Origin of the sequence: Pseudonocardia adelaidensis (assembly GCF_039543345.1) — a bacterium.
Taxonomy (GTDB): Bacteria; Actinomycetota; Actinomycetes; order Mycobacteriales; family Pseudonocardiaceae; genus Pseudonocardia; species Pseudonocardia adelaidensis.
This window is the reverse complement of the sequence record NZ_BAABJO010000001.1, coordinates 1-25,437: the sequence shown is the minus strand read 5'-3', so window position 1 is coordinate 25,437 and position 25,437 is coordinate 1. Positions and strand designations below refer to the sequence as shown.

Sequence of the window (25,437 nt, the reverse complement as noted above, 5' to 3'; positions counted from 1 at the left end):
GTGCTCTCGCTGATCGTGTTCCTGCCCGCCCTGGTGGCCGCGGTGCTGCTGCTCGTGCCGGCCACCGCGCCGCGGCGGGTGTTCACCGGCGCGTGGCTGGCCGTCAGCGCCGTGGACCTCGCGCTCGTGGTGGTGGTGTGGCTCACGCCGGGCAGCGGGTTCCGGTTCGTGGAGCGGGTGGCCTGGATGCCGACCGTCGGCATCTCCTACCACGTCGGCGTCGACGGGATCTCGCTGCCGCTCGTGGCGCTGACGGCGGTGCTGTTCGGTGCGTGCGCGGTGTTCTCGCTGCGCGAGACGCGCCGGGTCAAGGGCTACGTCGCGCTGTTCCTGGCCCTGCAGGCCGTGTCGCTCGGGCTCTTCGTCGCCCTGGACCTGATCCTGTTCTTCCTGTTCTTCGACCTGTCGATCGTCTTCATGTACTTCCTGATCGCCGGCTGGGGGCACGGCGAGCGGGCGCGCGCGGCGGCGCTGAAGTTCTTCCTCTACACGTTCCTCGGCTCGCTGGCCCTGCTGCTCGGCTTCATCCTGCTGTACCTCGCGGCCGAGCCGCACACGTTCGACATCGTCGAGCTCGCCGCCGCCGACCCGCTGGCCGGCGGCGGGGCGTACGCCGGGCTCGCGCTGCTCGCGATCGGCGTCGGGCTGGCCGTGAAGACGCCGACCGTGCCGTTCCACACCTGGCTCCCACCCGCCCACACGGAGGCGCCCGCGACGGGCTCGGCGATCCTCGCCGGGATCCTGCTGAAGATGGGCACGTACGGCTTCGTGCGGATCGCGATGCCGATCCTTCCCGGCACCTGGCGCCAGTACGCGGTGGTCGCGGTCGTGGTCGGCGTGGTGTCGGTGCTCTACGGCGCGCTGGTGGCGCTGGCCCAGACCGACGTCAAGCGGATGGTCGCCTACACCTCGGTGAACCACATGGGCTACGTGGTCCTGGGCGTCGGCGCGGCCGGGATCATAGCAGGCACCGACGACCAGGCCCGGCAGCTGGCCACGACGGGCGCCGTGACGCAGATGGTCGCGCACGGCCTGATCACCGGCGCCCTGTTCCTGCTCACCGGCGTGCTGTACGACCGCGGCCGCACCTACGACATGGCCGCCTACTCCGGCCTCGCGGCGCGGGCGCCGGTCTTCGCCGGTGTGTTCGCGGTGGCCGCGTTCGCCTCGCTGGGCCTGCCCGGGTTCGCCGGGTTCATCGCGGAGTTCCAGATCTTCACGGGCGCGCTGGCGTCCGCACCCGTCGCCACCGCGCTCGCCGTGGCCGGCATCCTGGTCACCGCGGCGCTGTTCCTCCGCGCGCTGCAGCGGGTGTTCCTCGGGCCGGAACGGCTGCCCGACGCGCCCGGCACGCCACGGCCGTTCGCCGACCTGCGTGCCAGCGAGGCCGCCGCGATCGTCCCGCTGCTGGCGCTGGCCACCGTGATCGGGATCCTCCCGCGGTTCCTGCTCGACGCCATCGAGCCCGCCTCTCGTGCGCTCGTGGAGCTCGTCGCCCGGTGAGCGGCATGAACGAGAACCCCGCGGCGCTGCTGCCGGAGCTCCTGCTGCTCGGCGCCGCCGTGGTCGGGTTGCTGATGGGGGCGTGGCTGCCCCGGCACCGGCAGTGGCTCGTGCGCCTGCTCGCCGCGGCCGCGGCCGGCGCGGGGCTCGTCGCCACCGCCCTCGCGGCCGTCCGCCCCGACGAAGTGGTGTTCGGCACCAGCTACGCCGTCGACACCCCCACCCACGCCACGCGCGCGATCGTGCTCGGCGCGGTGCTGGTGGCGCTGGCCCTGTCCGTCGACGCGACCGCCGGGCACCGCCGGGAGACCGAGTTCGTCGTGCTGCTGCTGCTCGGCGGGCTGGGCACCATCCTGCTCGGCGGCGCGAACGACCTGCTCCTGCTGTTCGCCGCGTTCCTGCTGGCGAGCGTGCCGTTCTACGCCCTCGCGGGCTGGGACAAGAGCGCTCTCGGCACCGAGGCCGCCATGAAGTACTACCTCTCCGGGGCGTTCCTCGGCGTCGTGATGCTCGGCGGCGTCACGATTCTCTACGGGGTGGGCCGTGGCGTCGGCTACGGCGCGTTGCGCGACGGCCTCGCCGGCGCGCCGCTCACCGCGGCCGGGGTGGGGCTCGTCGCCGTCGTCGCCGGGCTGCTGTTCAAGGCAGGCGCCGTTCCCGGGCATTTCTGGGTGCCCGACGCCACCGCCGGCACACCGCCCGCCGTCGCCGCGATCGTCACGACCATCCCGAAGATCGGTGGTCTGGTGGCGGTGTACCGGCTGTTCGTGGTGGCCGTTCCGCCCGACGTGCTCGACCGGCCGTTGCTGTTCGCGATTCTCGCCGCGGTCTCGATGACGCTGGGCAACCTCGCGGCGTTCTTCCAGAACACGGTGCAGCGCCTGCTCGCTTATTCGACGATCAGCCAGGCCGGCTACGCGATGATGGCGGTCGCGGTGGCCGGCCGTGCCGAGCTCGCCCAGCAGGCCCTGCTGTTCTACCTCGCCGCGTACGCCGTCACGAACCTCGGGGCGTTCGCCGTGCTCGCCGAGCTCCCCCGCGCACGCACCCTCAACGACCATCGTGGGATGGCCCGACGGCATCCGGCGCTCGCCGTCGCGCTCGCGGTCTGCCTGCTCGGGTTGATCGGCACGCCGCCCACCGCGGTGTTCGTGGGGAAGCTCGCGGTGTTCACCGCGGCGGTCGACGGCGGGTACCTGTGGCTCGCGGTTCTCGCGATCGTCAACACGGTCGCCAGCGTCTTCTACTACCTGCGCTGGCTCGCCCCTGTGTTCCGCGGCACGGAACCCGACCCGGCCGCCATGACGCGCGCCGGCACGTGGGGCGCCGTCGCCGCCGTCTTCTGCGCCTGCCTCACCGTCGTCCTCGGGGTGCTCGGCGGGGCGATCCTCCCGTCGCTCGCGGCGGTCCCGGCCCCGCCTCACGGGGAGTAGGGGGTCCAATACGCGGTTGTGCACGCTTGCGCGAGGATCTGATCCACCTCGATCGGAGGATGGACGAGCACCTTGCACATTCCCCATCCACTCAGCGGGATCGTTGTCCACGACTGGCCGTGCGACCGTTGCGACGCCGACGCGCGCCGACCGTGCCGCGCGCTGCGCTCCGGGAAGCCGCGGAGGGTGGCGCACCTGTCCCGGTGGTCCACCGCGGCGGTGTTCACGCTCGCCACGAGGTGGCTGACCCGGTTGCCGGTCTGGGAACGGCTGACGCTCGCCACCCGCGCCGTCGGGAGCACGGGTGGGTCCGCCCCGGCCGCGTGGAACGACGTCACCGCGCTGCTGTGGCAGGCCGACCAGCTGCAGAAGGCCCTCGTCCGGCGCGTCGTCGACGACTCGGACGCCTTCGTGGACGTCTCGGAGCTGCGCCGCCCCGGCCTGCAGCTGGCGGCGGCGATGAAGGAGGCCGGGAACCTGCTGCGCCAGCAGCACCTGCAGGACGATCCCCGGCGGGCCGAGATCGACACGATGGTGCTGCCCGACGGCGAGGGGCCGGCTCGTCGCACCCTCTCCGAGCTGCGGGCCGCTCGCGACCGCGGCCAGGTGCACGTCATGGGCGCCGACATGACCCGCCGCGCCGCCGCAGTGGCGGAGGAGAACGGCACCGACGCCGCCCGCTGGAACGTGCGGTGGGAGCTGTCCGGCCGGTTCGACGCCGAACCGATCGCCCGCCCGGGCTCCGGCGACGAGCCGGACGCGCCCGCCGTGCGCGGATGGGCCGCCCACCCCGCCGTCGTGGCCGACGAGCTCGGGAGGTGGAGCACGCGGCCGGGACTCGCCGAGGTGACGTGGCGGGGTGCGCCCCCGCCGTCCCGGCTGCCCCGGCTGTGCGCGTTCACGCCCGCCGCGACGCCCCACGTCACCGAGGAGCAGGCCGCCGCCGCGTTCATGGCGCGCCCGGAGCTCATCGTCGAGATCGTGGCCGAGATCGACAGCCTGCGCCGCAGCGTCCCGCGCGACGGGGTCCAGGACGAGGTCGCGGCGCGTGCGGCGCGGCTGCAGGACGAGGAACCGCAGCTCCCCGACCTGTTCGCGCCCGGCGACTCCTGGGCCTGCACGAAGGCGGTCGAGTGGGTGCGGACGCAGGCCGTGGTGCGCACCCCCGACGTGGTGTGGGGCCGGTTCGACCGCGACGGTGACGAGCCCGACCGCTGGCTCCCCGAGCGCACGGCCGAGCTGCTCGCCGTCGGGTACGCGGACGTGCCGGCGTACCTCACCCGGCATTTCGGCGCGCACAGCGAGTCCGGGGCCGTGCAGCTGCTGCGGATCCCCGGCCCGGCCGGCCCGCTGTACGCGGTGAGCGCGGGGTCGCGCCGGGCCCACCTGTGCCGCGTCCTCGGGCTGCCGTGGATGTTCGCGGTCACCACGATGATGTCGCTGCCCCGGCGGATCGAGACCACCGCCGTCACCCCGCCCGAGCGGGGCCCCGAGGCGTGCCGGGAGACGGCCCTGCTGTGGCGGGGGCTGCTCGAGCGCGGCCTCGTCCGCGGTGAGCTGATCCCGCGCTACTCGGACTGGGTGGTCGAGCTCCGGATCGAGTACGCGCTCGCGCCGTGGATGCTGCTGCCCGCCGACCGCGCCACGGCCTACAACCAGCGTTACGAGCTGCTCCACCCCGGCGCGCTCGCCGATGCGGGGATCCCGGACGGCGCGCTGCGCAGCTCGGGGGCGTGGGAGACCTGGGTCACCGGGGCTTGACGAGGGGACGGGTCGTCGTCCCAGCGCTGAGTGAAGCCCTCCGCGGCGTCCGTTGACCCGCGGTTCTTCCCGAAATGTGCGATCGGTGAACCGACCGTAACCTTTCCCGCGTGTTCGCATTTGACCTGGTAGAGGCGAACGGCGAGCGACACGAGTGCGTGGTGCCGCCCGGAGCGTGATGGGAGGCACCCGTGAACGTCCAGATCATGGCCCACTGGTCCTGCGGTGACTGCGACGTGGAAGGGCGGGACGTCGCGGCCGAGCCCACGTGCTGGAACTGCGGCGGCGCCGTCACCGTCACCGCCCGGCCCGCGGTGCCCGCGGATCTGCGGCCGACCGACGGCGCCGCCTGAGCCGCGGACCCGAGGCCGCGAAGCAGATCAGGACGTCATCGCGCACTGACCCCGATCCTGGCGAGCCGGCCCGGCCGCCGACGGCTTCACGTCGAAGTCGAAGATCGCCGTCGGCAGGTAGAGCGAGCAGCACGCGTTCGGGATGTCGACGATCCCACTGATCCGGCCCTCGATCGGCGCGGAACCGATCAGCAGGTATGCCTGCTCGCCGGAGTAGCCGAACTTCTTCAGGTACTCCACCGCGTTCAGACACGCGCGCCGATAGGCGACGGTGGCGTCCATGTAGAAGTTCTCGTCGGACTCCCGGTCCACCGACACCCCGACGAAGGTCAGGAACTCCGAGTACCGCGGCTCCACGTTGCCCGGCATGAGCACCGGGTTCGTCGTGATGCCGTAGGTCTCCATGCCTCCCTTGATCAGGTCGATGTGGAAGTCCATGAAGCCACCCATCTCGATGGCGCCGCAGAACGTGATCTCCCCGTCGCCCTGGCTGAAGTGCAGGTCGCCGCCGGAGAGCTTCGCGTCGTCGACGAACACCGGGAAGAAGACGCGCGATCCCCGGGTGAAGTTCTTGATGTCCTGGTTCCCGCCGTTCTCCCGGGCCGGCACGGTGCGGGCGCCGTCGCGGGCGATCGCCTGAGCCTCCGTTCCCGTCGCCGTTCCGGCGAGCGCGTTCTGCTCGAGCGGCGGCAGCCCGAGCGGCGGAACCCGGTTCGGGTCCGTGTCGATCAGTGCCCGCTCCCGGCGGTTCCAGCGGTCCAGCAGCTCGGCCGACGGCGCCGTGCCGAGCAGCCCGGGGTGGGTGATCCCGGTGTAGCGGATCCCCGGAAGGTGCCGCGATGTGGCCTGTTGGCCGGCGAAGTCCCAGATCGCCTTCACGGAGTCGGGGAAGTAGTCGGTGAGGAAGCCGCCGCCGTTGTTCTTGGCGAAGACGCCGGTGTAGCCCCAGCCTTGGCCCGGCGCGTCGCCGTACTCCTGCGGGGGCTGCACCGGGCCCAGGTCGAGGAGGTCGACGACGAGCAGGTCACCGGGCTCGGCGCCCTCCACCCCGATCGGGCCGCTCAACATGTGCGCGCGGGTCAGATCCACGTCGCGCACGTCGTCGGCCGAGTCGTTGTTGCCGAGCTGGCCGTCGGTCCACTCGCGGCACTCGACCCGGATCTGCTGCCCGGGCCGGACCATCACCGCGGTGGGCACGTCCGGGTGCCACCGGTTGTGACCGGGCACCGCCTGATCACGCATCGACTTCGCCTGGTCAACGCTGAATACCACATCCGGCATCGCAGCTCTCCTTCGTGGATTCTGGTGATCAACCCGCCGCCGGGTGGGCGGTTGGGGAAGGGGTCGCCGCCGGTGCGCCCGGCGCGCGCGGGTGGATGAACGCGTAGAGGGCTCCGAACACGACGACCCCGCCGACGGCGAGGCCGATCGCGATCCCGTCCTGGTAGCGCCACAGGTTGGTGAGCAGCAGGAACGCCGGGATCGCGGCCGTCACCCAGGCCTGGATGATCGTGACCCATCCCGTGTACCTCGTGAGCCACTCGTGCTTGAGGCCGAGCACGAGGAAGAACAAGGCCCACAGGAATGCCCAGTAGAGCCAGATGACGCCGAACGGGCGATCGCCGAGGATCGCGAAGTTCGCGTACGAGTAGCCGAGCGCAGCGATCGCGACGAACAGCGAGAACCAGCCGACGCCGTTGGTGTCGAGCGCGGCGAGCAGGTTGATGCCCACGTAGAGGTAGGTGAACCCGAACAGGTACAGCCCCGACGCCGCGAGGATCGCACGCGGGTCACCGTTCGCCGTGAAGATCAGGTACGTGGGCGTGACGACCTGGAGCGCCCCGACGAACAGGTTGATCGGCGCGGCCGCTCTGCCGTCGACGGCCCCGAGCAGCAGCAGACCGTTGATGAACAGGACGGCTCCGACGTACAGGAGACCGACCAGAGCCATGACTCGACCCTCCTCGCTGGCACCGGCGGTGTGGGTCAGGGGCGCGGCAGGCGCGCCTGGCGGGGATCGGACGGGGTACGTCGGCGCGCGGCCGGCGGCACCGACGTGACGACCCCCGGGACGTCCCGGCTCGCCTCCTCGCGAGACCGTTCCCCTGCGACGGTCGGGTCCATGCGGTTCAGCAGGGGCGCCGACCAGCGCCGCGGGGCTGGATCTCCGCAGGTGGGGCACGTCCGGTGCGCGTCGGCTGCCCCCATCGGCAGCGCCACGGTCCACGGCCCGCAGGCCGGGCACCGGTACTCATAACGCACCATGGCGCTCCACCGCCCCCGATCGAGGGGGCCGAACCTAGACCTGCGCACCGGGCCGGGACAGGGCCTAACGGAGCCCGAGGCACAGCTTTCGGAGGCCGCCGGAGGACGCAGTCACACGCGCGTCAGAAGGTGGGGACCGTTGGGTCTGCCGGCCTCAGGGCTCCACCACGGCGAGTGCTTTGTCCACCTCATCGGGATCCCCGCCGTGATCCACGAGCACCTGCCGGATCCGGTCCTGGCCCGGCTGACCCGGCGGGTACGGGCGGTCGCCGACCAGGATCCGCGCCCAGCCCTGGGGATCGTCGACGTCACCGCGGCGCAACGCGGCCGCGACGTCGTCCTCCGAGGACTTGTTGATCGACTCCTTCTGCGCGGGCTGCGTGGCATTGCGTCCGGCGTCCGGCACGCCGGGCTGGTCCGTCCCGCTGCGCGAGCCGCCGACGCAGCCGGACAACGCGGCCGCCACGAGTACCGCGACCGCGGCCTGCATCCCCTTCCGGGCGATGCGTCCGTTGCGTACGCCGCCCATCGCGCACCGCGTACCCGGTGGGAGCGCGGTCAACCGGGCTGATGCGAACGAGGCCAGCGGCTCACACACCAACGCTAGTGCTCACACACCAACTGCAGTTGGTGTGTGAGCACCAGGATTGGTGTGTGACGCGTGTGGGCCGCGCAGCCGAGCAGGGTGCCCCCGGCAGGACTCGAACCTGCGACCTAGAGATTAGAAGGCTCTTGCTCTATCCAGCTGAGCTACGAGGGCGTGGGCGGCTCCACCGGAAACCGCATCCCGAGCGTAGCGGCTACCGGCCGCGGGTGTGGTCGGGGGCGATCGTTGCCGGAGGTGCGGGTGCGGGGGAAGAGTTGCCGCATGGCTGCGACGAGCCCCGGCTACTCGATCACCGTCCGCGCGCACATGAAGAAGGGATCGGGTGGTGCCGCCGACATCGCGTCGGCGGTCTCGGCGGCGGGTGGGTCGCTCACCGCGCTGGACGTGAGCGGCTCCACGGCCACCGAGCTCGTGGTCGACGTGAGCTGCGACGCGATCGACGGCGCGCACGCCGACCGGATCTGCGAGGCGATCTCGGTGCTGCCCGGGGTGGCGATCCACAAGGTGAGCGACCGGACGTTCCTGCTGCACCTCGGCGGCAAGATCGAGGTCACGCCGAAGGTGCCGCTCAAGCACAGGGACGACCTCTCGCGCGCGTACACGCCCGGGGTCGCCCGGGTGTGCCGCGCCATCGCGGAGAACCCCGACGACGTCCGCCGGCTGACGATCAAGCGCAACACCGTCGCCGTCGTCACCGACGGGTCGGCGGTGCTCGGGCTGGGCAACATCGGGCCGGCGGCGGCGCTGCCGGTGATGGAGGGCAAGGCGGCGCTGTTCAAGCAGTTCGCGGGGGTCGACGCGTGGCCGGTGTGCATCGAGAGCCAGGACGTCGACACGATCGTGGAGATCGTGCGGAACCTGTCCTCGGTCTACGGCGGGATCAACCTGGAGGACATCGCGGCGCCGCGGTGCTTCGAGATCGAGCGGCGGCTGCGGGACCTGCTCGACATCCCCGTGTTCCACGACGACCAGCACGGCACGGCCATCGTGGTGCTGGCGGCGCTCACCAACGCGCTGCGGATCGTGGGGAAGTCGCCCGGGAAGGTCCGGGTGGTGCTGAGCGGGGTGGGCGCGGCCGGGCACGCGATCGTCCGGCTGCTGCGCACGCAGGGGTTCGAGGACATCGTCGCGTGCGGGCGCCGCGGCGTGCTGCGGCCCGAGGACGCCGGTGCGGACGAGTTCCGCCGGTGGATCGTCGAGCACACGAACCCGCGCGCCGTCCGGGGGAGCCTCGTCGACGCGCTGCGCGGGGCCGACGTGTTCATCGGCGTCTCGGCCCCGCACCTGCTGACGGGGGAGCACGTCGCGACGATGGCGCCCGACGCGATCGTGTTCGCACTCGCCAACCCCGTTCCCGAGGTGGACCCGTTCGCGGCCGCGCAGCACGCCGCGATCGTCGCCACCGGGCGCTCGGACTTCCCGAACCAGATCAACAACGTCCTGGCGTTCCCCGGCTTCTTCCGAGGGCTGCTCGACTCCGGATCGCGCGAGGTCACCGACGGGGCGATGCTCGCCGCGGCCACGGCGATCGCCGACTGCGTCCACGCCGACCAGATCGCGGCCGAGTTCATCGTGCCGTCGGTCTTCGACCCCCAGGTGGCGCCGGCAGTGGCCGAGGCCGTGCGGAAGGCGAGCGGTCAGGCCTGATCCGGGACTTTCGGGGCGATCGCCTCCGCGGCCCCGGACGCGCGGGCCAGGCGTTGGTCGGTGGTGAGGAGCGGGACGCGCAGGAGGGTGGCGAGCTCGACGTACAAGGCGTAGGTCAGACGCAGGTCGGCCCGCCGGGACCACGCGCCGGCCAGGAGCTCGTGAGCCGAATGCCGGGTGATCGGAGCCGCTGCCAGGGTCGCGAGTCCGGCCTCCACCTCCGTCGCTGTCAGCTCACCGGCACGCTGCAACCTCCCGAGTGCGGACAGGACTTCCGCGTCCACGTGGGCCGGAGCGTGCATCGAGGTGCCGGCGAGCCTGGCCGTCGCGGCCGCAGCATGTGGGGTTCCGGCAAGGAGATCGACGAAGACGGAGGCGTCCACGACCACGGCCTCGGCCGGGCGGTCAGTCATCCGACTCGCCGGTGAGCTCGGCTCGCGCCTCGTCGAGAGCTGCCAGCGCTGCACCGTGCGAAACGCGGTGGCGCGGTGACGGCAACGACGCCAGCCAGGCGTCGGTTGCCCGGCGCTGCAGCTCGTTGGTGATGGCGGCCTGCGTGAGCGCGGAGAGGTTCAGGTCCGCAGCTCGCGCTCGCTCGGCGAGCTCGTCCGGCACGTACACGTTCAGACGAGCCATACACACAATATACACACATGGAAGGGCTCAGGGTGCCGCGCGGACCTGCTCCAGGTAGTTGTAGGCCGTCACCCGCGACACGTTCAGCCGCCGGGCCACCCGGTCGACCGCGCGCTTGACGAAGAACGCCCCCCGCTCGTCGAGGAACCTCAGCACGGCGATGCGGTCGTCGCGGTCCATGAGCGCCACGGTCTTCCCGGTCCGGGCGATCGCGCCGTCGATGAGCTTGTCGAGCACCTCGCTGATGTCGGAGGCGAACACCTCCTCGTCGCGGGCGGGGGAGTCCTCGGCGGCCGGGCGCAGCGCGGTGTCGAGCGCCGCGCGCGCCGCCTGCAGCGGCGTGAGGTCGACGTTGATGCAGAGGGCCGCGATCACCCGGCCGTCGGCGTCGTGGAGGTAGACCGAGGACGAGCGCAGCTCGCGCCCGTCGCCGGTGCGGCCCCTGTAGCCGTACTCGTCGTGGTCCTCCGCCTCGCGCCGGAGCAGTTCCAGACCCCGGTTGGTGGACGGGCCGCCGACCTCGCGGCCGGTGACGTGCCCGTTCTCGATCGCGACGATCGTGTGCTCCATGTCGCGCTTAGACAGGTCGTGCAGCACGACCTCGCAGTGCGGGCCGACGGCGGCGGCCACCGCCTTCATGATCGGCTCCAGCGCGGGCAGCAGCTCGGCCGGTGAATCCACGAAGAAAGTCTGTTCAAGATCTTGACTAGTTGTCAATCGTCCTCGCAGACTCCGGGGGATGTCCGCGACCGTGGAGACCGACCGCGCGACGCTGCGCCGCGTCGGCTTCTCCAGCTTCATCGGCGCGATGATCGAGTGGTACGACTTCTTCCTGTACGGCCAGGCGGCCGCGCTCGTGTTCGGCCAGGTGTTCTTCCCGAGCGGCGACCCGCTCGTCGGCACGCTCGCCGCCTTCGCGACGTTCGCGGTCGGGTTCGGGGCGCGGCCGATCGGCGGGATCATATTCGGGCACCTCGGCGACCGGATCGGCCGCAAGTCGGCGCTCGTCGCCACGCTCTTCCTGATGGGCGTCTCGACGTTCCTGATCGGCTGCCTCCCGACGCACGCGGCGATCGGGGTGTGGGCGCCGACGCTGCTCGTCGTGCTGCGGCTCCTGCAGGGCGTCGCCGCGGGTGGTGAGTGGGGCGGCGCCGTGCTGATGCTCACCGAGCACGCCCCCGCGCGGCGCCGCGGGTTCTACGGCGCGTGGCCGCAGATGGCCTCCTCGGCCGCGCTGGTCCTCGCCACGGGACTGATGTACGGGATGTCGGAGGCGCTCGGGGACGAGCAGTTCCTCTCCTGGGGCTGGCGGGTGCCGTTCCTCATCTCGTTCCTGCTGATCTTCGTCGGGATCTTCATCCGGCTGCGCATCCCGGAGTCGCCCGAGTTCGAGCGGGTCAGGGACACCGAGCAGGTCGCGAAGCGCCCGGTGGTCGAGGCGGTCCGCACCGAGTGGCGCTCGATCCTGCTGGTGATCGGGATGCGGGTGGCCGAGAACGTGTGCGGCTACCTGGTGTCGGTGTTCGCGCTGTCGTACGCCACGAACAACCTCGGTCTCGCCGCGAGCCTCGGCCTGCTGGCGAACATGCTCGCCGCCGTCGTCCAGTTCGTGATCACCCCGCTGTACGGCGCCCTGTCCGACCGCGTCGGCCGCAAGCCCGTCTACCTGCTCGGGGCCGGGCTGCACGTGGCGCTGGCGTTCCCGTTCTTCGCGCTCGTGCAGACGAAGAACGTGCCGCTGATCCTCATCGCCTGGGTGCTCGGCTACGCGGTCGCCAACGGTGCGCTGTTCGCCACCCAGCCGGCGTTCTTCTCGGAGCTCTTCGGCACGAAGGTCCGCTACTCCGGCATCTCGATCGGCTACCAGTTCTCCGCGTTGATCGCCGGCGGGCTGGCGCCGTTCGTCGCCACCGGGCTGGTCGCATGGGCCGGTGGAGCGACCTGGCCGGTCTCGCTCTACTGGATGGCCGTCGGTCTGATCACGTTCGTGACGACGTTGCTGTGCCGGGAGACGGCCCCGGTCAGGACAGGAGTTCGATGACCCTCCCCGCGACCCTCCCCGGGCTCGCCCGCAGTGCCGCCGAACCGCTCGGCCCGCACTTCCGCAACCTGCCCGACCACACGGGCACGGTCGGCACGGTCGGCGCGGCAGGCTGGCACGTGACGGACCTGCTGCTGCCGACGGTGACCCTGCGGCGGTCGGCGCTCGAGCACAACACGGCGCTCTTCTCCCGCTGGTGCGCCGACGCGGGCGTCGACCACGCGCCCCACGGCAAGACGACCATGAGCCCGCAGCTCGTCGCCGACCAGCTCGCCGCGGGCGCGTGGGGCCTCACGGCCGCCACCGTCGCCCAGGCCCGGATCATGCACTCCTGGGGCGTGCCGCGCGTGCTGATCGCCAACGAGGTGGTCGACGGGCCGGGGCTGAGCTGGCTCGCCGCCGCCGACCCGGACCTGGACGGGTACGTCCTCGCCGACAGCGTCGGCGGCGTCGATCGGATGGCTGCCGTGCTCGGCGACCGGCCGCGGCCGCTGTCCGTGCTCGTGGAGCTCGGGGTGCCCGGCGGCCGGGCCGGTGCCCGGTCCCGCGACGAGGCGCTCGCGGTGGCCCGCCGCGTCGCCGCCGCGCCCGGTCTCGACCTGGCCGGGGTGGAGTGCTTCGAGGGCGTCTACCCGCAGGACCGCGCTGCGGAGTCCGTCGCCCGCGTGGACCGGTTCGCCGCCGACCTCGCCGCGCTGGTCGCCGACCTCGACGGCCTCGCAGGCGACCGCTCCGAGCTCGTGCTCACCGCCGGTGGGTCGGCCTACCCGGACCGGGTGGTCGCCGCGTGGGAGGCGCTCCCGGCGCTGTCCCGGCCGGTGCGGAAGGTCGTGCGCTCGGGCGGCTACCTCACCCACGACCACGGGATGTACGAGCGCGTCTCGCCGTTCGCGGCCGGTGCGCACAACCCGCTCGGCGCGTTGCGCCCGGCCCTGGAGCTGTGGGCGTACGTGCTCTCCACCCCGGAGCCGGGCCTCGCGATCTGCGGGTTCGGCAAGCGCGACGCCGCGTACGACGCCGACCTGCCGATCCCGCTCCGCGGCCCCGCCGGGCCGTTGCCCGGCTCAGTGGTCGGGAAGCTCAACGACCAGCACGCCTTCGTCCGGCACGAGGGCGAGCTCGCCGTGGGCGACGTCGTCGTCCTCGGCCTGTCCCACCCGTGCACCGTCTTCGACAAGTGGCCGCTCATCCCGCTGCTCGACGACGCCGACGCCGTGGTCGGCGCGGTGCGCACCTATTTCTGAACGAGAGGAAGGACCGACACCCATGGCCAAGCGCGCCGTGAGCACCCCCGATGCCGCACCGCCCGGAGGCCCGTACTCCCAGGCCGTCGTCGCAGGCGATCACGTCTACCTCGCGGGGGCCGTCCCGACGCGGCCCGACGGCACGCCGGTCCGCGGCTCGTTCGAGGAGCAGGCCCGCCAGGCGTTCACCAACCTGCAGAAGACGGCAGAGGCGGCCGGGGCGTCGCTGGCCGACGCCGTGCGGGTGGGCGTCTACCTGCGCGACTTCGGCGACTTCGCGGCGATGAACGCGCTCTTCTCCGAGTTCTTCGGCGCGGAGAACGCCCCGGTGCGTACAACCCTCCCGATCGCCCTCTCCGGCTTCGACATCGAGGTGGACGCGATCCTCTACACCGGTTCCTGAACCGACGCACCCCTTGTCGCTCCCCGCCCCCGTCGACGGGTGGCGTCAGCCGAGACGGGGTGCGTCGGCCGAGATGGGTGCGCGCTATCCCGTGCGGCCCCACACGCAGGCGTAGCGCCGACCCGGCCCCGGATCGGGGGCGAGGAAGCCAGGCAGCGGTGGGAGGTCGACGGCGAGCGGGGCGAGCCGGTCGTGCAGCACGGCGGCGTCGGGTGGTCGGTCGGCCGGGTCCTTGGCGAGCAGGTCGAGCACCACGCGCGCGAGTGCCGCAGGTGCGCCCGGCAGCGGCCCCGGCGCCTCGCGCACCTGCCGCTCGAAGATCGCGTACGCCGTCCGGCCGGCGAAGAGCTGCGCGCCGGTGAGCAGCTCGTGCAGCACGCAGCCCAGCGCGTACAGGTCGCTGCGCGCATCGACCACGCCGTGCTGCACCTGCTCGGGCGCCATGTAGGACGGGGTGCCGAAGATCTGGCCCATCCGCGTGAACCGCACCGCGCCCGCGAGAACGGCCAGGCCGAAGTCGAGCACGACGACGCTGCCGTCCGGGCGGAGCATGAGGTTGGACGGGGTGAGGTCGCGGTGCACGATCTCGAGGCCGTGCGCGGCGGCCAGTACGGCCGCGGCCTGCGCCCCGATCGCGGCCACCCAACCCGGCGGCAGCGGCCCGTGCTCGGCCACGACGTCGGCCACCGTCACGCCGTCGACGAACTGCATGACCTGGAACATCCGGTGCTCGTGCGTGCCGAGGTCGTACAGGATGGGAGCGCCGGGGTGCTCGAGCCGGGCGAGGATCCGCGCCTCGCGCACGAACCGCTCCCGCTGCTCCTCGGAGCCGCCGGGCAGGTGCAGGAACTTGACGGCGACCCGCCGCCCGAGGTGCCTGTCGAGGCCGTGGTGGACCGCACCCATCCCGCCCCGCCCCACGGGGAGGTCGTCGATGTCGTAGCGGTCGGCGATGAGCAACGGTCCCTCCTGCTCCCACGCGGGTCGCGGTCAGCCTTCCACGCGCTGGCCCGGGGCACGGGACGACCCACAGCGAGGGATGTGGTGGTATTCAGTTCCGCCATGTCGAACGAGGCTCCGACGACCACGTCGGTGGACAACGCCCTGTGGCTGCTGCAGCTGATCGGTGAGCGCCAAGCGCTGCGGGTCGCGGAGGCGGCCGACCTGCTCGGGGTGGCCCGGTCGACGGCTCACCGGCTGCTCACGGCGTTGCGGCGGCGCGGCTTCGTCATGCAGGACCGGCCCAACGGCGCGTACCGCCCCGGCCCCGCGCTCTACGAGATCGGGCTGGCGGCGGTGAGCCGCATCGACATCGTCCGCGTCGCCCGCCCGGTGCTCGAACAGCTCCGCGAGGAGACCCAGGAGACGGCGAGCCTCGCCATCCTCGAAGGGCCGATGATCCGGTTCGTGGACTGCGCGGAGAGCCCTCGTTCGGTGCGGGTCGGGAACCGCACGGGGGTGGTGCGCCCCGCCCACGCCTCCGCCGTCGGCAAGGCGATCCTCGCGGGCCTGCCCGACGCCGAGATCGAGCGGCGCTACCCCGGCGACGAGCTGCCACCCGCCACCACCTCCGCCGCAACCACCGATCCGGCACGGCTGCGCGCCGAGCTCGCCGAGATCCGCGCCAGCGGTTTCGCGCTCAACTGGGAGGAGAGCGCCGACGGCGTCTGCGCGGTGGCCGTGGCGCTGCGCGACACCATCGGTCAGCCGCTGGCCGGGCTGGGGGTCGCCGCACCGAGCAGCCGAATCGGGACCCCGGACGGGATACGAGCGTTCGCGCCGGTCGTGCAGCGCGGGGCCGAGCTGGTGCTGGAGCGGCTGCGCTCACCGAGCTGATTGTTCGATCCTGCGGAATCATCTTTCGGACAAGTCCGCATGCGTGGACATCTGTGGGTCGTCGCCATAGTGTGGCCTTCACCTCGCAAGCGATCAGAAATGCGTGCCCAGCAACGACGCTTCCCGGAGGCCCGCATGCACAACGGTGTGAAAGCGGTGGCGCTGGCGGCCGTCATGGTCGTCGCAGCCGCGTGTGGTGGTGGCGGTGGTTCCACCCCGGGATCGACCGAGATCACCGTCAACATCGTTCCCTTCACCCCGAACGCCGTGCTCTTCCTCGGGATGGAGAAGGGCATGTTCGCCAAGCGCGGGATAGAGGTCGAGCTGCAGCGCTCCGCCTCGCCCGTCCCCGTCGTCGCCTCGCTGCTCGCCGAGCAGGCCGACTTCGGGTTCGTCACCACACCGGTGCTCATCAACGCGAACCGGGAAGGGACGCCGGTCAAGTGCGTGGCACCGGTCGACGGCCAGATCAGCCCCGAGCGCGATGCCAGCGCCCTGGTCGCGGCCGCCGGCAGCGGCATCGACTCCCTCGACGACCTGTCCGGCAAGTCGGTCGCGGTCGTCCAGCTGGCCAGCATCAACCTGATCGGCGCGAAGAAGCTCATCGACGACGCCGGAGCAACCGGCACCGAGTACATCGCCATGCCGTTCCCGCAGATGCCGCAGGCCCTCGCCGACGGGCGGGTGGACGCCGCGGTGATCACGTCGCCGTACCTCGAGACGGCCCTCGACGCCGGCGCCGTCGTGCTCGCCCACCCGAGCTCGGACCTGTTCCCGAACGGCACCGTCTACTGCTACGCGGCCACCGCCCAGTACCTGGAGGGGAACGCCGCGGTGGCGCAGGGCTTCCACGACGCCATGGCGGAGGCGATCGGGTACGCCAAGGATCACGAGGACGAGGCCCTCGCCACGCTCGTCGAGCAGCTCGACCTCACCCCCGAGCAGGCGCAGGCGCAGATCATCCCGACCAACTACGTGCCGGAGGTCAACCTCGACTCCATCGCCGCGATCCAGGACCTGATGGCCGAGCAGGGCGCGATCAACAGCACCGTCGACCCCGCCGACCTGGTCTGGCAGGCCGGCGCAGGTTCCCCGTGACCATGCGCGACACCACCTGGTTCAAGGTCACGGCCAGGGTCGCGGTCGTCCTCGCGGTGCTCGCGGCCTGGGAGTACGTCAGCGTGTCGGGGGCGCTCGATCCCACCTCGTTCCCCAGCATGACGGCCACCGTGGCCGAACTGGGGCGCCAGCTGCAGTCCGCCGACCTGTGGACCGCGGTCGGGGACACCATGGGCGGCTGGGCACTCGGCCTGCTCATCGGTGGCTCGCTGGCGATCGCCGTGGGCACGCTGCTCGGCCTCAACAGGTTCGCCTACCTCAGCGTCATCCCCGTGATCGAGTTCCTCAAGACGGTTCCCGTGATCGCGATCCTGCCGCTGGCGATCGTCGTGTGGGGCGCCACGCTGGAGATGAAGGTCTTCCTGGTGGCGTTCGGGGTGTTCTGGCCACTGACGATCCAGACCATCTACGGGGCCCGTGCCGTCGACCCCGTCGTGCGCGACACCGCGGTGGTGCTCCGGCTGCGCGGCCTGCGCAAGTTCGTCGTCGTGACGCTGCCCAGCGCCGCCCCGTTCATCGCGACCGGAGTGCGGGTCGCCGCCGCCGTCGGGCTCATCCTGACGATCATCGCGGAGCTGATCGGTGGAGCCGACGGCCTCGGACTCTCCATCCTGACCTCCGTCAACGCAGGCCCGGACCGGCTGCCGGCGACCTACGCGTTCATCCTCGTCACCGGCGCCGCCGGGGTGGCCGTGACGAGCGCGTTCACCCAGCTCGAACACCGGTTGCTGCACTGGCACGAGAGCCAGCGCAACGACGCGGCGAAGGGGGTGTGAGACGTGACCAGGATCTGGCGGCTGTGGTTCTTCGCCCTGGTCCTGGTGCTGTGGTGGGTGCTGTCCGCCGGCAGCCGGTCGACGTTCTTCCCGCCGCTGCAGAAGATCGTGACGCAGCTCTACGAGCTCTGGATCGTCGGGGACGCCCGGCGCGAGCTGTGGTCGAGCCTGGGGAACTTCGCGATCGGCTACCCGGCCGCCGGGTTGCTGGGCATCGGGATCGGTGCGCTGCTGTGGAAGTTCCACCGCGTCGGGCACGCCGTCTCCCCGGTCCTGTACTTCGTCTACGTGATCCCGACGGCGGCGATGCTGCCGGCGATCATCGCGGTGATGGGCATCGGCTCCCCGATGAAGATCGCCGTGATCGTCCTCGCCGCGATCTGGCCAACGCTGCTCAACACCCTGGACGGGATGCGCGGCATCGACCCGGTCATGCTCGACACCGCGAAGGTCATGCACATGTCCGCGGTGCGCACCGTCCGGACGGTGGTCCTGCCGGGAGCGATGCCGCAGATCATGGCGGGCCTGCGCAACAGCCTGCAGATCTCCGTGATCATGATGGTGGTCAGCGAGCTCGTCGCGTCCCGGTCCGGCATCGGCTTCTTCATCCTCGAGGCGCAGCAGCGCTTCGCCATCACCGAGATGTGGACCGGCATCATCGTCCTGGCCGTCGTCGGCAGCGCGCTGACGTTCCTCTTCATCGCCGTCGAGCGCGTCGTGCTGGCGTGGTACCTCGGCGCCCGCGCCGTCGAGCAGAAGGGTTAGCCCGTGTCGCAATCCGAGGTGATCCGCGGCGGGCCGCCGCGTCCGGCCGACGAGGCGATGCTGTCGGTCCGCGCACTCGCGAAGACCTACAACGCCGGGCAGCGCACCGAGCGGGTCGCAATCGCCGACGTCTCCTTCGACGTCGCCGTGGGCGAGTTCGTCTGCGTCGTGGGGCCGAGCGGGTGCGGCAAGACCACCCTCCTGCGCTGCCTCAGCGGGCTGCTGAGCCCGACCTCCGGCGAGGTCCGGTTCGAGGGAACACCGCTCCAGGCGGTCCCGGACCGGCTCAGCGTCGTCTTCCAGGACTACAGCCGCTCGCTGTTCCCGTGGCTCTCGGTGAACCGCAACGTCGCCGTGCCGCTCAAGGTCGCAGGCGTCGAGAAGCGGCAGCGGGAGGCCCGGATCCGGGAGGTGCTCCAGGCCGTGGGCCTGGGCGACGTGGGCCGCAGCTACCCGTGGCAGCTCTCCGGGGGCATGCAGCAACGGGTGGCGATCGCACGCGCACTCGCCCAGAAGCCGGACATGCTGCTCATGGACGAGCCCTTCGCCTCGGTCGACGCCCAGACCCGGTTCGACCTGGAGGACCTGATCCTGCGGGTGCGCCGCGAGCTCGGGATCACGGTCGTGCTCGTCACCCACGACATCGACGAGGCGGTCTACCTCGCCGACCGGGTGGTCGTACTCGGCCGCGCCCCGAGCCGGGTGAAGGAGATCGTCGACGTGCCGCTCGAGCACCCGCGCACCCAGCTCGGCACGCGCTCGAGCGACGCCTTCGGCCGACTCCGCCGGCACCTGATGGAGCTCGTCACCACCGCGTGAGGAGTGCGCACCCGGCCGCTGCCAGGAGTGCCCTGAACAGACTCGGGCCTACTGCGCGACGCCCGGGCGGCGCCCTCGCCGCGTTGGACGTCCGCACCGGTACAACAGCGGTATCGGCGCGAACGTCCGCCTTGCGATGACACCACCTGGACGCCGCTCGCTACGGCCGGAGTTGTTCCGGACCCTCCTGGCCGGGACGCAGCCAGCCCTCCACGAGCCCCTCGCCGCCCAGCCGGAGCAGGGTCTCGGCCCGTTCGGCGGCGGCCCGTGCCTCGTCGGCGGCGTCGAGCAGGCCGCGGAACGCCAGGCCCAGCGCCCGCTGCTCGCCGATCGGCAGCAGCGGGACGCGCACGCGGTGGCCGTAGCGGCTCGACGCGCCGCCCGGGGAGGGTGTCGAGCGCAGGATGCCGGCGAGGTACTCGGGATCGAGCTGGTCGGGGTCCATCCGGTAGACGGCGAGCGCCGGGCCGAGCACCGCGGGCCGGTCGGCGACGCGGGCGCGCCCCATCGGCGCCCCGACGACGTCGCCCGCCCGCACCCGGATCCGGCTGGACGCGGCGGCGGCGCGGCCGGTCGGGATGGTGCCGGTGGCCAGGTCCGACACGGTGAGCACCGCGACACCCCCGTCGCCCGGCTCCGGTGGGGCGGTGTCGCGCGGCGCGTGGCGCACGGTCAGCACACCGCGGCGGGCCAGCTCGGCGATGGTGGCGGCCGGCCGGCCGCGCACGGCGTCGGCAGGCCGCAGCGCGGGCAGGCCCGCGGGCCCGGTGGCGAGCAGCTCGGCCACCCGGCGGCAGGCCTCGGCGGATGCGCGGCGCTGCAGGTGGCGCTCCGGGCCGAGGTCGACGTCGTCGTCGAGCAGCTCGACGACCGGAACGGCCCGCGCCCCCTCGCCGACGGCCCGCCCGGACGCGAACGCCTCCCACAGCTCCGCCACCGCGTCCGCGTGGCTGCGGGCGATGAGGACGCGCGACGGAACCTGGTCGCCCGCCGCCGGCCTGCGCAGCACCCAGACGTCCGTGGACCGCGTCTCGTCCTCGATGGCGAGCACAGCGCGCAGCGCGCCCGCGCGCAGGAGGTTGGCCCGGATGCGGCGGCCCGGCCTGCGGGACGCGACCGCGGCGGGGAGCCTCAGCACGACCCGTCCTCCCGGCCGCACATGTGCCAGGCCGTGCTGCACCCAGGCCAGCTCGGGCTCGGTGCGCGGCGGCAGGCCGTGGGCGAACCGCGCGTCGCCCGCGAGCGCGTCGTGCGGCCAGGTGCGGTCGACGACGGCAGGGGCGGAGACGACCGCGTCGAACTCCTCGCCGGGGAAGGCGTCGTGGCGCAGCGCGTCGGCGACCGCGACCGGCGCGGTGCGCGAGCCCGCGAGCAGCAGCCGCGTGGCGGCGATCCGGGCCGTCGCCGGGTCGGCCTCCTGCCCGCGCGCCCCGTCGATCCCGGTGACCAGCAGCAGCGCGCCGGTGCCGCATGCCGGGTCGAGGACGCGCCCGCCGTCGGGCAGCGCGATGCGCGCCATGGCCGTGGCGAGCCCGTCCGGCGGCTCGCCCGCAGGCCGCCGGTACCGGCCGCAGAGGTTCTCGTAGGCCGCTGCCGGTCCGTGGCGGGCAACGACCTCGTCGAGCAGGGCGGCCAGCTCGGGATCGTCGAGGGTCGGCGGCGCGGCGCCGGGCAGGAGGCGGGCCAGCTCCGGGCGGTGGCGGTCGAGCAGGTACGCGCCCGCCGCGGCGAGCCGCTCCGGCAGCAGGAAGTCGGCGCCGTCGGAGAGCAACCGCTGCCACGCCCGGTCGGCGGCCGAGAGCCGGTAGCGCTTGCCGTTGCGCCGCAGCCACTCCTCGACCTCGGAGAGCGCGAACCGGGGGTTGGATGCGGTGCCGGACACCGGGGCGGGGAAGTCGTCGTGGCGACGGCGCCAGTTGCTGACGGCGGCCCGGCCGACGCGCCCGAGGCGAGCGATGTCGCCCGTGCTGACGGTCGGGTCCGCTGCCATGTCGATGAAGGTAGTTCACGGCACCCGGTGTTGTGAAGCCGGTTCACAGCGTGAGAGGGTGGGCCCATGCCACCGACGCTGCGCTCCGCGGTCGGCTCCGACGTGGGTCGTCGCAGGGAGAACAACCAGGACTCGGCCGTCACGAGCCCGCGGATACTGGCCGTGGCGGACGGGATGGGTGGGCACGCCCACGGGGAGGTCGCGAGCGCGGTGGCGATCTCGGCCATGCTGGACCTGGACGCGCGGCTGCGCGGTGTCGAGCTCGCCGAGCTGGACCTGCTCGCCGCCCTGCGCGAGACGGTCGAGGACGCGGCCACGCGGCTCACCGAGCTGGCCCAGCAGAACCCGGACCTGCGCGGCACGGGCTCCACCGTGGTCGCGTTCCTGGCCGACGGCGCCCGGATCGGTGTCCTCCACCTCGGTGACTCGCGCGCCTACCTCCTGCGGGACGGCCAGCTGCACCGGCTCACGAGGGACCACACGCTCGTGCAGTCCCTCGTCGACGAGGGGCGCATCTCGGAGGCGGAGGCGGCCTCGCACCCGCGCCGGTCCTGGCTGGTCAAGACGCTCCAGGAGGGCAACACCCCGGAACCGGACCTGTTCCACGTCGACGGCGTGTCCGGCGACCGGTACCTCATCTGCTCCGACGGCGTCACCGCGGTGCTCGACGACGCCCAGCTGGGCGAGATCCTCGCCACCGTGGCCGAGCCCGCGGCGGCCGTCGCGGAGCTCATCGCCCGTGCCAACGCGGGCGGCGGCCCGGACAACATCACCTGCATCGTCGCCGACCTCGTGGAAGGCGCCGCCGCCGAGGACGACACCCCGGTCGTCGTCGGCTCAGCCGCCAACACCACACCCTCCTAGGGTCCGGGACACGAGGTCAGCGGCGCGCCACCAGCCTCCGCAGCGGAACCGGGAGCACCTGCCGGGGACCGGCCCGCCGGGCGAGCCCCGCCGCCAGCCGCTCCCGGACGTCCGCGGGAACCTCCGGCGGCCACCACCCCGCCGACGGCAGGTCGGCCACCAGCGCGTGCGCGGCAGCGGCATCGGGCACGGGGAGGGTGAAGGTGCCGCGGTCGTCGCCCAGCACCGCGAAGTCGGCCGCCGCGAGCAACCACCCCGCCCGGTCGAGGGCGGAGCGGTGCACCCAGCCGCTGCGGTGCACGGCCGCAGTCCGCAGCTCCGCGAGCGAGCGCGGGCTCGCCGACGGCACGACGACCACGAGCGTGCCCGCGGGGCGCAGCACGCGCCGCAGCTCGGCGAAGACGGCGTCGAGGTCGGGGCCGCGGGGGAGGGCGAGCAGCAGGACCGCGCCGTCCACCGCGTTGTCGCGCAGCGGCAGCGCGGTCGGCGTTCCGGCGACGACCCGTCCCGCGGCCGGCCCCGGCGCCGGGTCGACCCCGACCCAGCGGCCCCCGAGCTCCCCGGCCAGCGCACCGGAGCCGCAGCAGACGTCCAGCACCCGGGTGGCGCTCGCCAGCGGGCTCGCCGTCCACGCGAGCGGCCCGGTGCCGTTCCGGTCGGTCGCGGCGCGCAGCAGCCGCCCCGTCGCATCGTCCGGGCGCGTCTCCACGGCGCGCAGTCTCGCAGTGGCGCCGGCGCCTCCCGCGCGCGCCACGGCATAGCCTGGTCGCATGGCCCACGCGTCCGTCAGGCCCGCCACACCACAGCCGTCCACCCGGCCGGCCGCCGAGGTGGCAGGCCTCGTCGGTGTCGGCGGGATGATCGCCGTGCTCGTCGCGGCCGGCCTCACCGCGCTCTCGGGGGCCCGGCCGGCGGTGGCGCTCGGCCTGCCGGACCCGGGCACGCTCACCGTGGTCGGGCTGCCGGCGATGCGGGCCGTCGCCGAGGTCTGCATGGTCCTGACGATCGGGGCCGTGCTGCTCGCGGCGTTCCTCGTGCCCCCGCAGCGCTCGGGCTACCTCGACGTCGCCGGGTACCGCGCGTTGCGCGCGGCCTCCTGGACGGCGGCAGGCTGGACCGCTGCCGCGGTGCTGATGGTGCCGCTGAGCATGGCCGACGCGCTCGGCCGCCCGGTGGAGCAGCTGCTCGACCCGGCAACCGTCCTGGATCTCCTGCCCCGCCTGGAGCCGGCCACCACGTGGGCCGTCACGGCGCTCGTGGCCGTGCTGGTCCTCGTCGGCTGCCGCACGGTGCTGACGTGGGGCTGGACCGCCGTCCTCTTCGGCATCGCACTGCTCGGGCCGCTCCCGGTGATGTTCACCGGGCACTCGTCCACCGGCGGCGCCCACGACCTGGCCTCCGACAGCCTGGTGCTGCACGTGCTCGGGGCGTCGGTGTGGGTGGGCGGGCTCGTCGCCGTGCTGGTGCTCGCCGCGGCACGCGGGCCCGACCGCCTCGAGGCGCTCGCCACCGCGGTGCCGCGTTACTCGCGGGTCGCCTTCGCCTGCTGGCTCGTGGTCGCGGCCACCGGGGTGGTCAACGCGCTCGTCCGGATCCCGCTCGGTGCGCTCGTCGGGTCGACGTACGGCACCCTGGTGCTGGTCAAGGCCGGGGCGCTGCTCGGGCTCGGCGCGATGGGGGCGTTGCACCGGCGATCGTCGGTCGCCGCCGCCGCGCGCGGTGAGCCCACGGCGTTGATGCGCCTCGGCGGGGTCGAGGTGCTCCTGATGCTCGCGACGATCGGGGTCGCCGTGGCACTGGGCCGCACGGCGCCACCGGACACCGGCGCCGCTGCGCCCTCCCGCACGGAGGTCGTGATCGGGTACGACCTCTCCGGGCCGCCGACGCTCGCCCGGCTCGCGTTCGACTGGCGCTTCGACCTGATCTTCGGGACCGCCGCGATCGTCCTCGCCGCCGTCTACCTGCTGGGCGTGCGCAGGCTGCACCGCCGCGGCGACCGGTGGGTCACCGGACGCACGGTGGCGTGGCTCAGCGGGTGTGTCGCCCTGCTCATCGCCACCAGCTCGGGCATCGGGCGGTACGGGCCTGCGATGTTCAGCGTCCACATGGGCCAGCACATGATCCTCAACATGCTGGTGCCGATCCTGCTGGTGCTCGGGGCGCCGGTGACGCTCGCGCTGCGGGCGCTGCCGCCCGCGGGGCGTGCCGGGGCGCCCGGGCCGCGCGAGTGGCTGCTGGCGGCCGTGCACTCGCCCGTCGCGCGCGTCCTCACGCATCCGCTGGTGACGCTCGCGCTCTTCGTCGGCAGCTACTACGCCCTGTACTTCTCGAGCCTCTTCCCGGCCGCGCTGCCCGAGCACTGGGCCCACAAGGTCATGAACGTGCACTTCCTGCTGGTGGGGCTGCTGTTCTTCTGGCCGATCGTCGGCATCGACCCCGCGCCGAGGCGGCTCCCGCCGGCCGCCCGCATGGGGCTCGTGTTCGCCTCGGTGCCGTTCCACGCCTTCTTCGGGGTGGCGGTGATGAGCGGCAAGACCGCGCTGGGCGGGGACTACTACCGCGGTCTCGCCCTGCCCTGGGTGCCCGACGTGCTGGTCGACCAGCGGCTCGGCGGCGGGCTCGCCTGGGCTGCGGGCGAGATTCCGCTGCTCATCGTGGTGATCGCATTGCTCATCCAGTGGTCGCGCCAGGACGAACGGTCGGCGCGGCGCGCTGATCGACAGGCGGACGTCCACGGCGACGCGGAGCTCGACGCGTACAACGCGATGCTCCGCCGCCTGGCGACGGGGAGGCCGCCGCTCGTCGCGGACAGCGACGAGATCGCGAATGAGCCAGCTCACACGAAAGAGGTCACCGGGACCGCCGACGAGGCCGGCCGAACCCGTGCCGCGGCGGGTTCCGAGGCCGTCTCCGCAGGTCGGAGGGATGCTGACGGCGGCGGCGAGGCCGCCGGCGGGCCCCGCGACGACTGACCGTTCGTCGCGCCCGGTGTGTCCGACAGGCACGGTGAGTGACGTCTGGAGGCCGGTTCTCGCTGGTCAGCGCGTCACGAGGGGGGCGATTTGACTGGCCCGGAAGCCGTCGCGTAACTTTCTCTTCGTCAGCGAGACACCGGACAGAACGAAGGCCTGAGAGCCTCGGTCAACAGGGCCCGCTGACCGCCCCCCTCACAGGGGCCCCCCGGATCCACTCGGATCGGGAGGTGTACAGTGGGGGAACAGCCCCAGAAGGACGCCTAACGGCGGACGATGGTGTGCGGGTGTCTCTTGAGAACTCAACAGTGTGTCGAGCTTGTTCATGGACTGGTTTTGTGCCAGTTTGAACATTAAGTCGTCGAGGCCCCGTCCTCGGCGCAATTGTAGGGCCAGTTTTTGT

General features: G+C 72.8%; 25 protein-coding genes and 1 tRNA gene. 15 read left to right on the top strand and 11 right to left on the bottom strand.

Features of this window, described 5'->3' with window-relative positions; genetic code table 11:
• The 4 genes from ABEA81_RS00125 (at position 1) to ABEA81_RS00110 (ending at position 5,050) form a co-directional block, all read left to right on the top strand.
• On the top strand, positions 1–1,503 hold the full coding sequence (locus ABEA81_RS00125; protein ID WP_345602341.1) for a complex I subunit 4 family protein: 1,503 nt from the start codon (positions 1–3) through the stop codon (positions 1,501–1,503).
• A 5-nt stretch (positions 1,504–1,508) separates the two neighbouring features.
• Entirely contained in the window at positions 1,509–2,936 is a 1,428-nt protein-coding gene (locus ABEA81_RS00120; RefSeq protein WP_345602340.1) for an NADH-quinone oxidoreductase subunit N, read from the top strand.
• 72 nt (positions 2,937–3,008) lie between these two features.
• Positions 3,009–4,697 (top strand): zinc finger domain-containing protein, encoded by a 1,689-nt coding sequence (locus tag ABEA81_RS00115; protein WP_425570403.1) that lies wholly within the window; start codon positions 3,009–3,011, stop codon positions 4,695–4,697.
• A gap of 191 nt (positions 4,698–4,888) precedes the next feature.
• Positions 4,889–5,050, top strand: a complete 162-nt coding sequence (locus ABEA81_RS00110; protein ID WP_345602338.1) for a hypothetical protein — start codon at positions 4,889–4,891, stop codon at positions 5,048–5,050.
• A gap of 27 nt (positions 5,051–5,077) precedes the next feature.
• On the opposite strand, the gene fmdA is transcribed toward ABEA81_RS00110, so the two are convergent.
• The 5 genes from fmdA to ABEA81_RS00090 all read right to left on the bottom strand — a co-directional run bounded on the left by fmdA (position 5,078) and on the right by ABEA81_RS00090 (position 8,075).
• Complete coding sequence (gene fmdA, locus ABEA81_RS00105; RefSeq protein WP_345602335.1) at positions 5,078–6,331, bottom strand: formamidase; 1,254 nt, start codon at positions 6,329–6,331, stop codon at positions 5,078–5,080.
• A 28-nt stretch (positions 6,332–6,359) separates the two neighbouring features.
• Positions 6,360–7,001 carry an AmiS/UreI family transporter gene (locus ABEA81_RS00100; RefSeq protein ID WP_345602334.1) on the bottom strand — a complete coding sequence of 214 codons (642 nt, stop codon included), beginning with the start codon at positions 6,999–7,001 and terminating at the stop codon, positions 6,360–6,362.
• A gap of 35 nt (positions 7,002–7,036) precedes the next feature.
• Positions 7,037–7,315 (bottom strand): zinc ribbon domain-containing protein, encoded by a 279-nt coding sequence (locus ABEA81_RS42485; protein WP_425570402.1) that lies wholly within the window; start codon positions 7,313–7,315, stop codon positions 7,037–7,039.
• Between the two features lie 154 nt (positions 7,316–7,469).
• On the bottom strand, positions 7,470–7,844 hold the full coding sequence (locus ABEA81_RS00095; RefSeq protein WP_345602332.1) for a hypothetical protein: 375 nt from the start codon (positions 7,842–7,844) through the stop codon (positions 7,470–7,472).
• Between the two features lie 157 nt (positions 7,845–8,001).
• Positions 8,002–8,075 (bottom strand) — tRNA-Arg (locus ABEA81_RS00090).
• Positions 8,076–8,183: 108 nt separating this feature from the next.
• Between ABEA81_RS00090 and ABEA81_RS00085 the strand changes: the two genes are divergently transcribed.
• The gene (locus ABEA81_RS00085; RefSeq protein WP_345602331.1) at positions 8,184–9,569 is read left to right on the top strand and encodes an NAD-dependent malic enzyme; all 1,386 of its coding nucleotides are present in this window, start codon (positions 8,184–8,186) and stop codon (positions 9,567–9,569) included.
• Here ABEA81_RS00085 and ABEA81_RS00080 read toward each other — a convergent pair.
• The 3 genes from ABEA81_RS00080 to ABEA81_RS00070 are packed head-to-tail and all read right to left on the bottom strand — an operon-like array spanning position 9,560 to position 10,886.
• Positions 9,560–9,982, bottom strand: a complete 423-nt coding sequence (locus ABEA81_RS00080; RefSeq protein WP_345602329.1) for a type II toxin-antitoxin system VapC family toxin — start codon at positions 9,980–9,982, stop codon at positions 9,560–9,562. The genes ABEA81_RS00085 and ABEA81_RS00080 overlap by 10 nt on opposite strands.
• Entirely contained in the window at positions 9,975–10,205 is a 231-nt protein-coding gene (locus ABEA81_RS00075) for a type II toxin-antitoxin system CcdA family antitoxin (RefSeq protein WP_345602328.1), read from the bottom strand. Before ABEA81_RS00075 ends, ABEA81_RS00080 begins: the two co-directional genes overlap by 8 nt.
• Before the next feature lie 27 nt (positions 10,206–10,232).
• Entirely contained in the window at positions 10,233–10,886 is a 654-nt protein-coding gene (locus ABEA81_RS00070) for a helix-turn-helix transcriptional regulator (protein WP_345602327.1), read from the bottom strand.
• A gap of 58 nt (positions 10,887–10,944) precedes the next feature.
• Here ABEA81_RS00070 and ABEA81_RS00065 point away from each other — a divergent pair, with 58 nt between their 5' ends.
• The 3 genes from ABEA81_RS00065 to ABEA81_RS00055 are packed head-to-tail and all read left to right on the top strand — an operon-like array spanning position 10,945 to position 13,893.
• A complete protein-coding gene (locus tag ABEA81_RS00065) occupies positions 10,945–12,246 on the top strand; it encodes an MFS transporter (RefSeq protein ID WP_345602326.1) in 1,302 nt (433 codons plus the stop codon).
• The gene (locus tag ABEA81_RS00060; protein WP_345602324.1) at positions 12,243–13,490 is read left to right on the top strand and encodes an alanine racemase; all 1,248 of its coding nucleotides are present in this window, start codon (positions 12,243–12,245) and stop codon (positions 13,488–13,490) included. Before ABEA81_RS00065 ends, ABEA81_RS00060 begins: the two co-directional genes overlap by 4 nt.
• 22 nt (positions 13,491–13,512) lie before the next feature.
• The gene (locus ABEA81_RS00055) at positions 13,513–13,893 is read left to right on the top strand and encodes a RidA family protein (protein ID WP_345602323.1); all 381 of its coding nucleotides are present in this window, start codon (positions 13,513–13,515) and stop codon (positions 13,891–13,893) included.
• 84 nt (positions 13,894–13,977) lie between these two features.
• Here ABEA81_RS00055 and ABEA81_RS00050 read toward each other — a convergent pair whose 3' ends face one another.
• On the bottom strand, positions 13,978–14,853 hold the full coding sequence (locus ABEA81_RS00050) for a serine/threonine-protein kinase (RefSeq protein WP_345602322.1): 876 nt from the start codon (positions 14,851–14,853) through the stop codon (positions 13,978–13,980).
• A 102-nt stretch (positions 14,854–14,955) separates the two neighbouring features.
• On the opposite strand from ABEA81_RS00050, the gene ABEA81_RS00045 reads away from it, so the two are divergent.
• The 5 genes from ABEA81_RS00045 (at position 14,956) to ABEA81_RS00025 (ending at position 19,208) form a co-directional block, all read left to right on the top strand.
• Positions 14,956–15,729: an IclR family transcriptional regulator gene (locus ABEA81_RS00045; RefSeq protein WP_345602321.1), complete on the top strand. Its 774-nt coding sequence runs from the start codon at positions 14,956–14,958 to the stop codon at positions 15,727–15,729.
• Between the two features lie 135 nt (positions 15,730–15,864).
• Positions 15,865–16,827: an ABC transporter substrate-binding protein gene (locus ABEA81_RS00040; RefSeq protein WP_345602320.1), complete on the top strand. Its 963-nt coding sequence runs from the start codon at positions 15,865–15,867 to the stop codon at positions 16,825–16,827.
• 2 nt (positions 16,828–16,829) lie between these two features.
• Complete coding sequence (locus ABEA81_RS00035) at positions 16,830–17,624, top strand: ABC transporter permease (RefSeq protein WP_345602760.1); 795 nt, start codon at positions 16,830–16,832, stop codon at positions 17,622–17,624.
• Positions 17,625–17,627: 3 nt separating this feature from the next.
• Positions 17,628–18,389: an ABC transporter permease gene (locus ABEA81_RS00030; RefSeq protein WP_345602319.1), complete on the top strand. Its 762-nt coding sequence runs from the start codon at positions 17,628–17,630 to the stop codon at positions 18,387–18,389.
• Between the two features lie 3 nt (positions 18,390–18,392).
• Entirely contained in the window at positions 18,393–19,208 is an 816-nt protein-coding gene (locus ABEA81_RS00025; protein WP_425570401.1) for an ABC transporter ATP-binding protein, read from the top strand.
• A gap of 160 nt (positions 19,209–19,368) precedes the next feature.
• On the opposite strand, the gene ABEA81_RS00020 is transcribed toward ABEA81_RS00025, so the two are convergent.
• A complete protein-coding gene (locus ABEA81_RS00020; RefSeq protein ID WP_345602318.1) occupies positions 19,369–21,198 on the bottom strand; it encodes an N-6 DNA methylase in 1,830 nt (609 codons plus the stop codon).
• A gap of 66 nt (positions 21,199–21,264) precedes the next feature.
• Here ABEA81_RS00020 and ABEA81_RS00015 point away from each other — a divergent pair, with 66 nt between their 5' ends.
• Positions 21,265–22,062 carry a PP2C family protein-serine/threonine phosphatase gene (locus tag ABEA81_RS00015; protein ID WP_345602316.1) on the top strand — a complete coding sequence of 266 codons (798 nt, stop codon included), beginning with the start codon at positions 21,265–21,267 and terminating at the stop codon, positions 22,060–22,062.
• Between the two features lie 16 nt (positions 22,063–22,078).
• Here the strand turns inward: ABEA81_RS00015 and ABEA81_RS00010 are convergent, their stop codons facing one another.
• Positions 22,079–22,771 carry a class I SAM-dependent methyltransferase gene (locus tag ABEA81_RS00010; protein ID WP_345602315.1) on the bottom strand — a complete coding sequence of 231 codons (693 nt, stop codon included), beginning with the start codon at positions 22,769–22,771 and terminating at the stop codon, positions 22,079–22,081.
• Positions 22,772–22,832: 61 nt separating this feature from the next.
• On the opposite strand from ABEA81_RS00010, the gene ABEA81_RS00005 reads away from it, so the two are divergent.
• Positions 22,833–25,034 (top strand): cytochrome c oxidase assembly protein, encoded by a 2,202-nt coding sequence (locus tag ABEA81_RS00005; protein WP_345602314.1) that lies wholly within the window; start codon positions 22,833–22,835, stop codon positions 25,032–25,034.
• Positions 25,035–25,437: the final 403 nt, after the last annotated feature.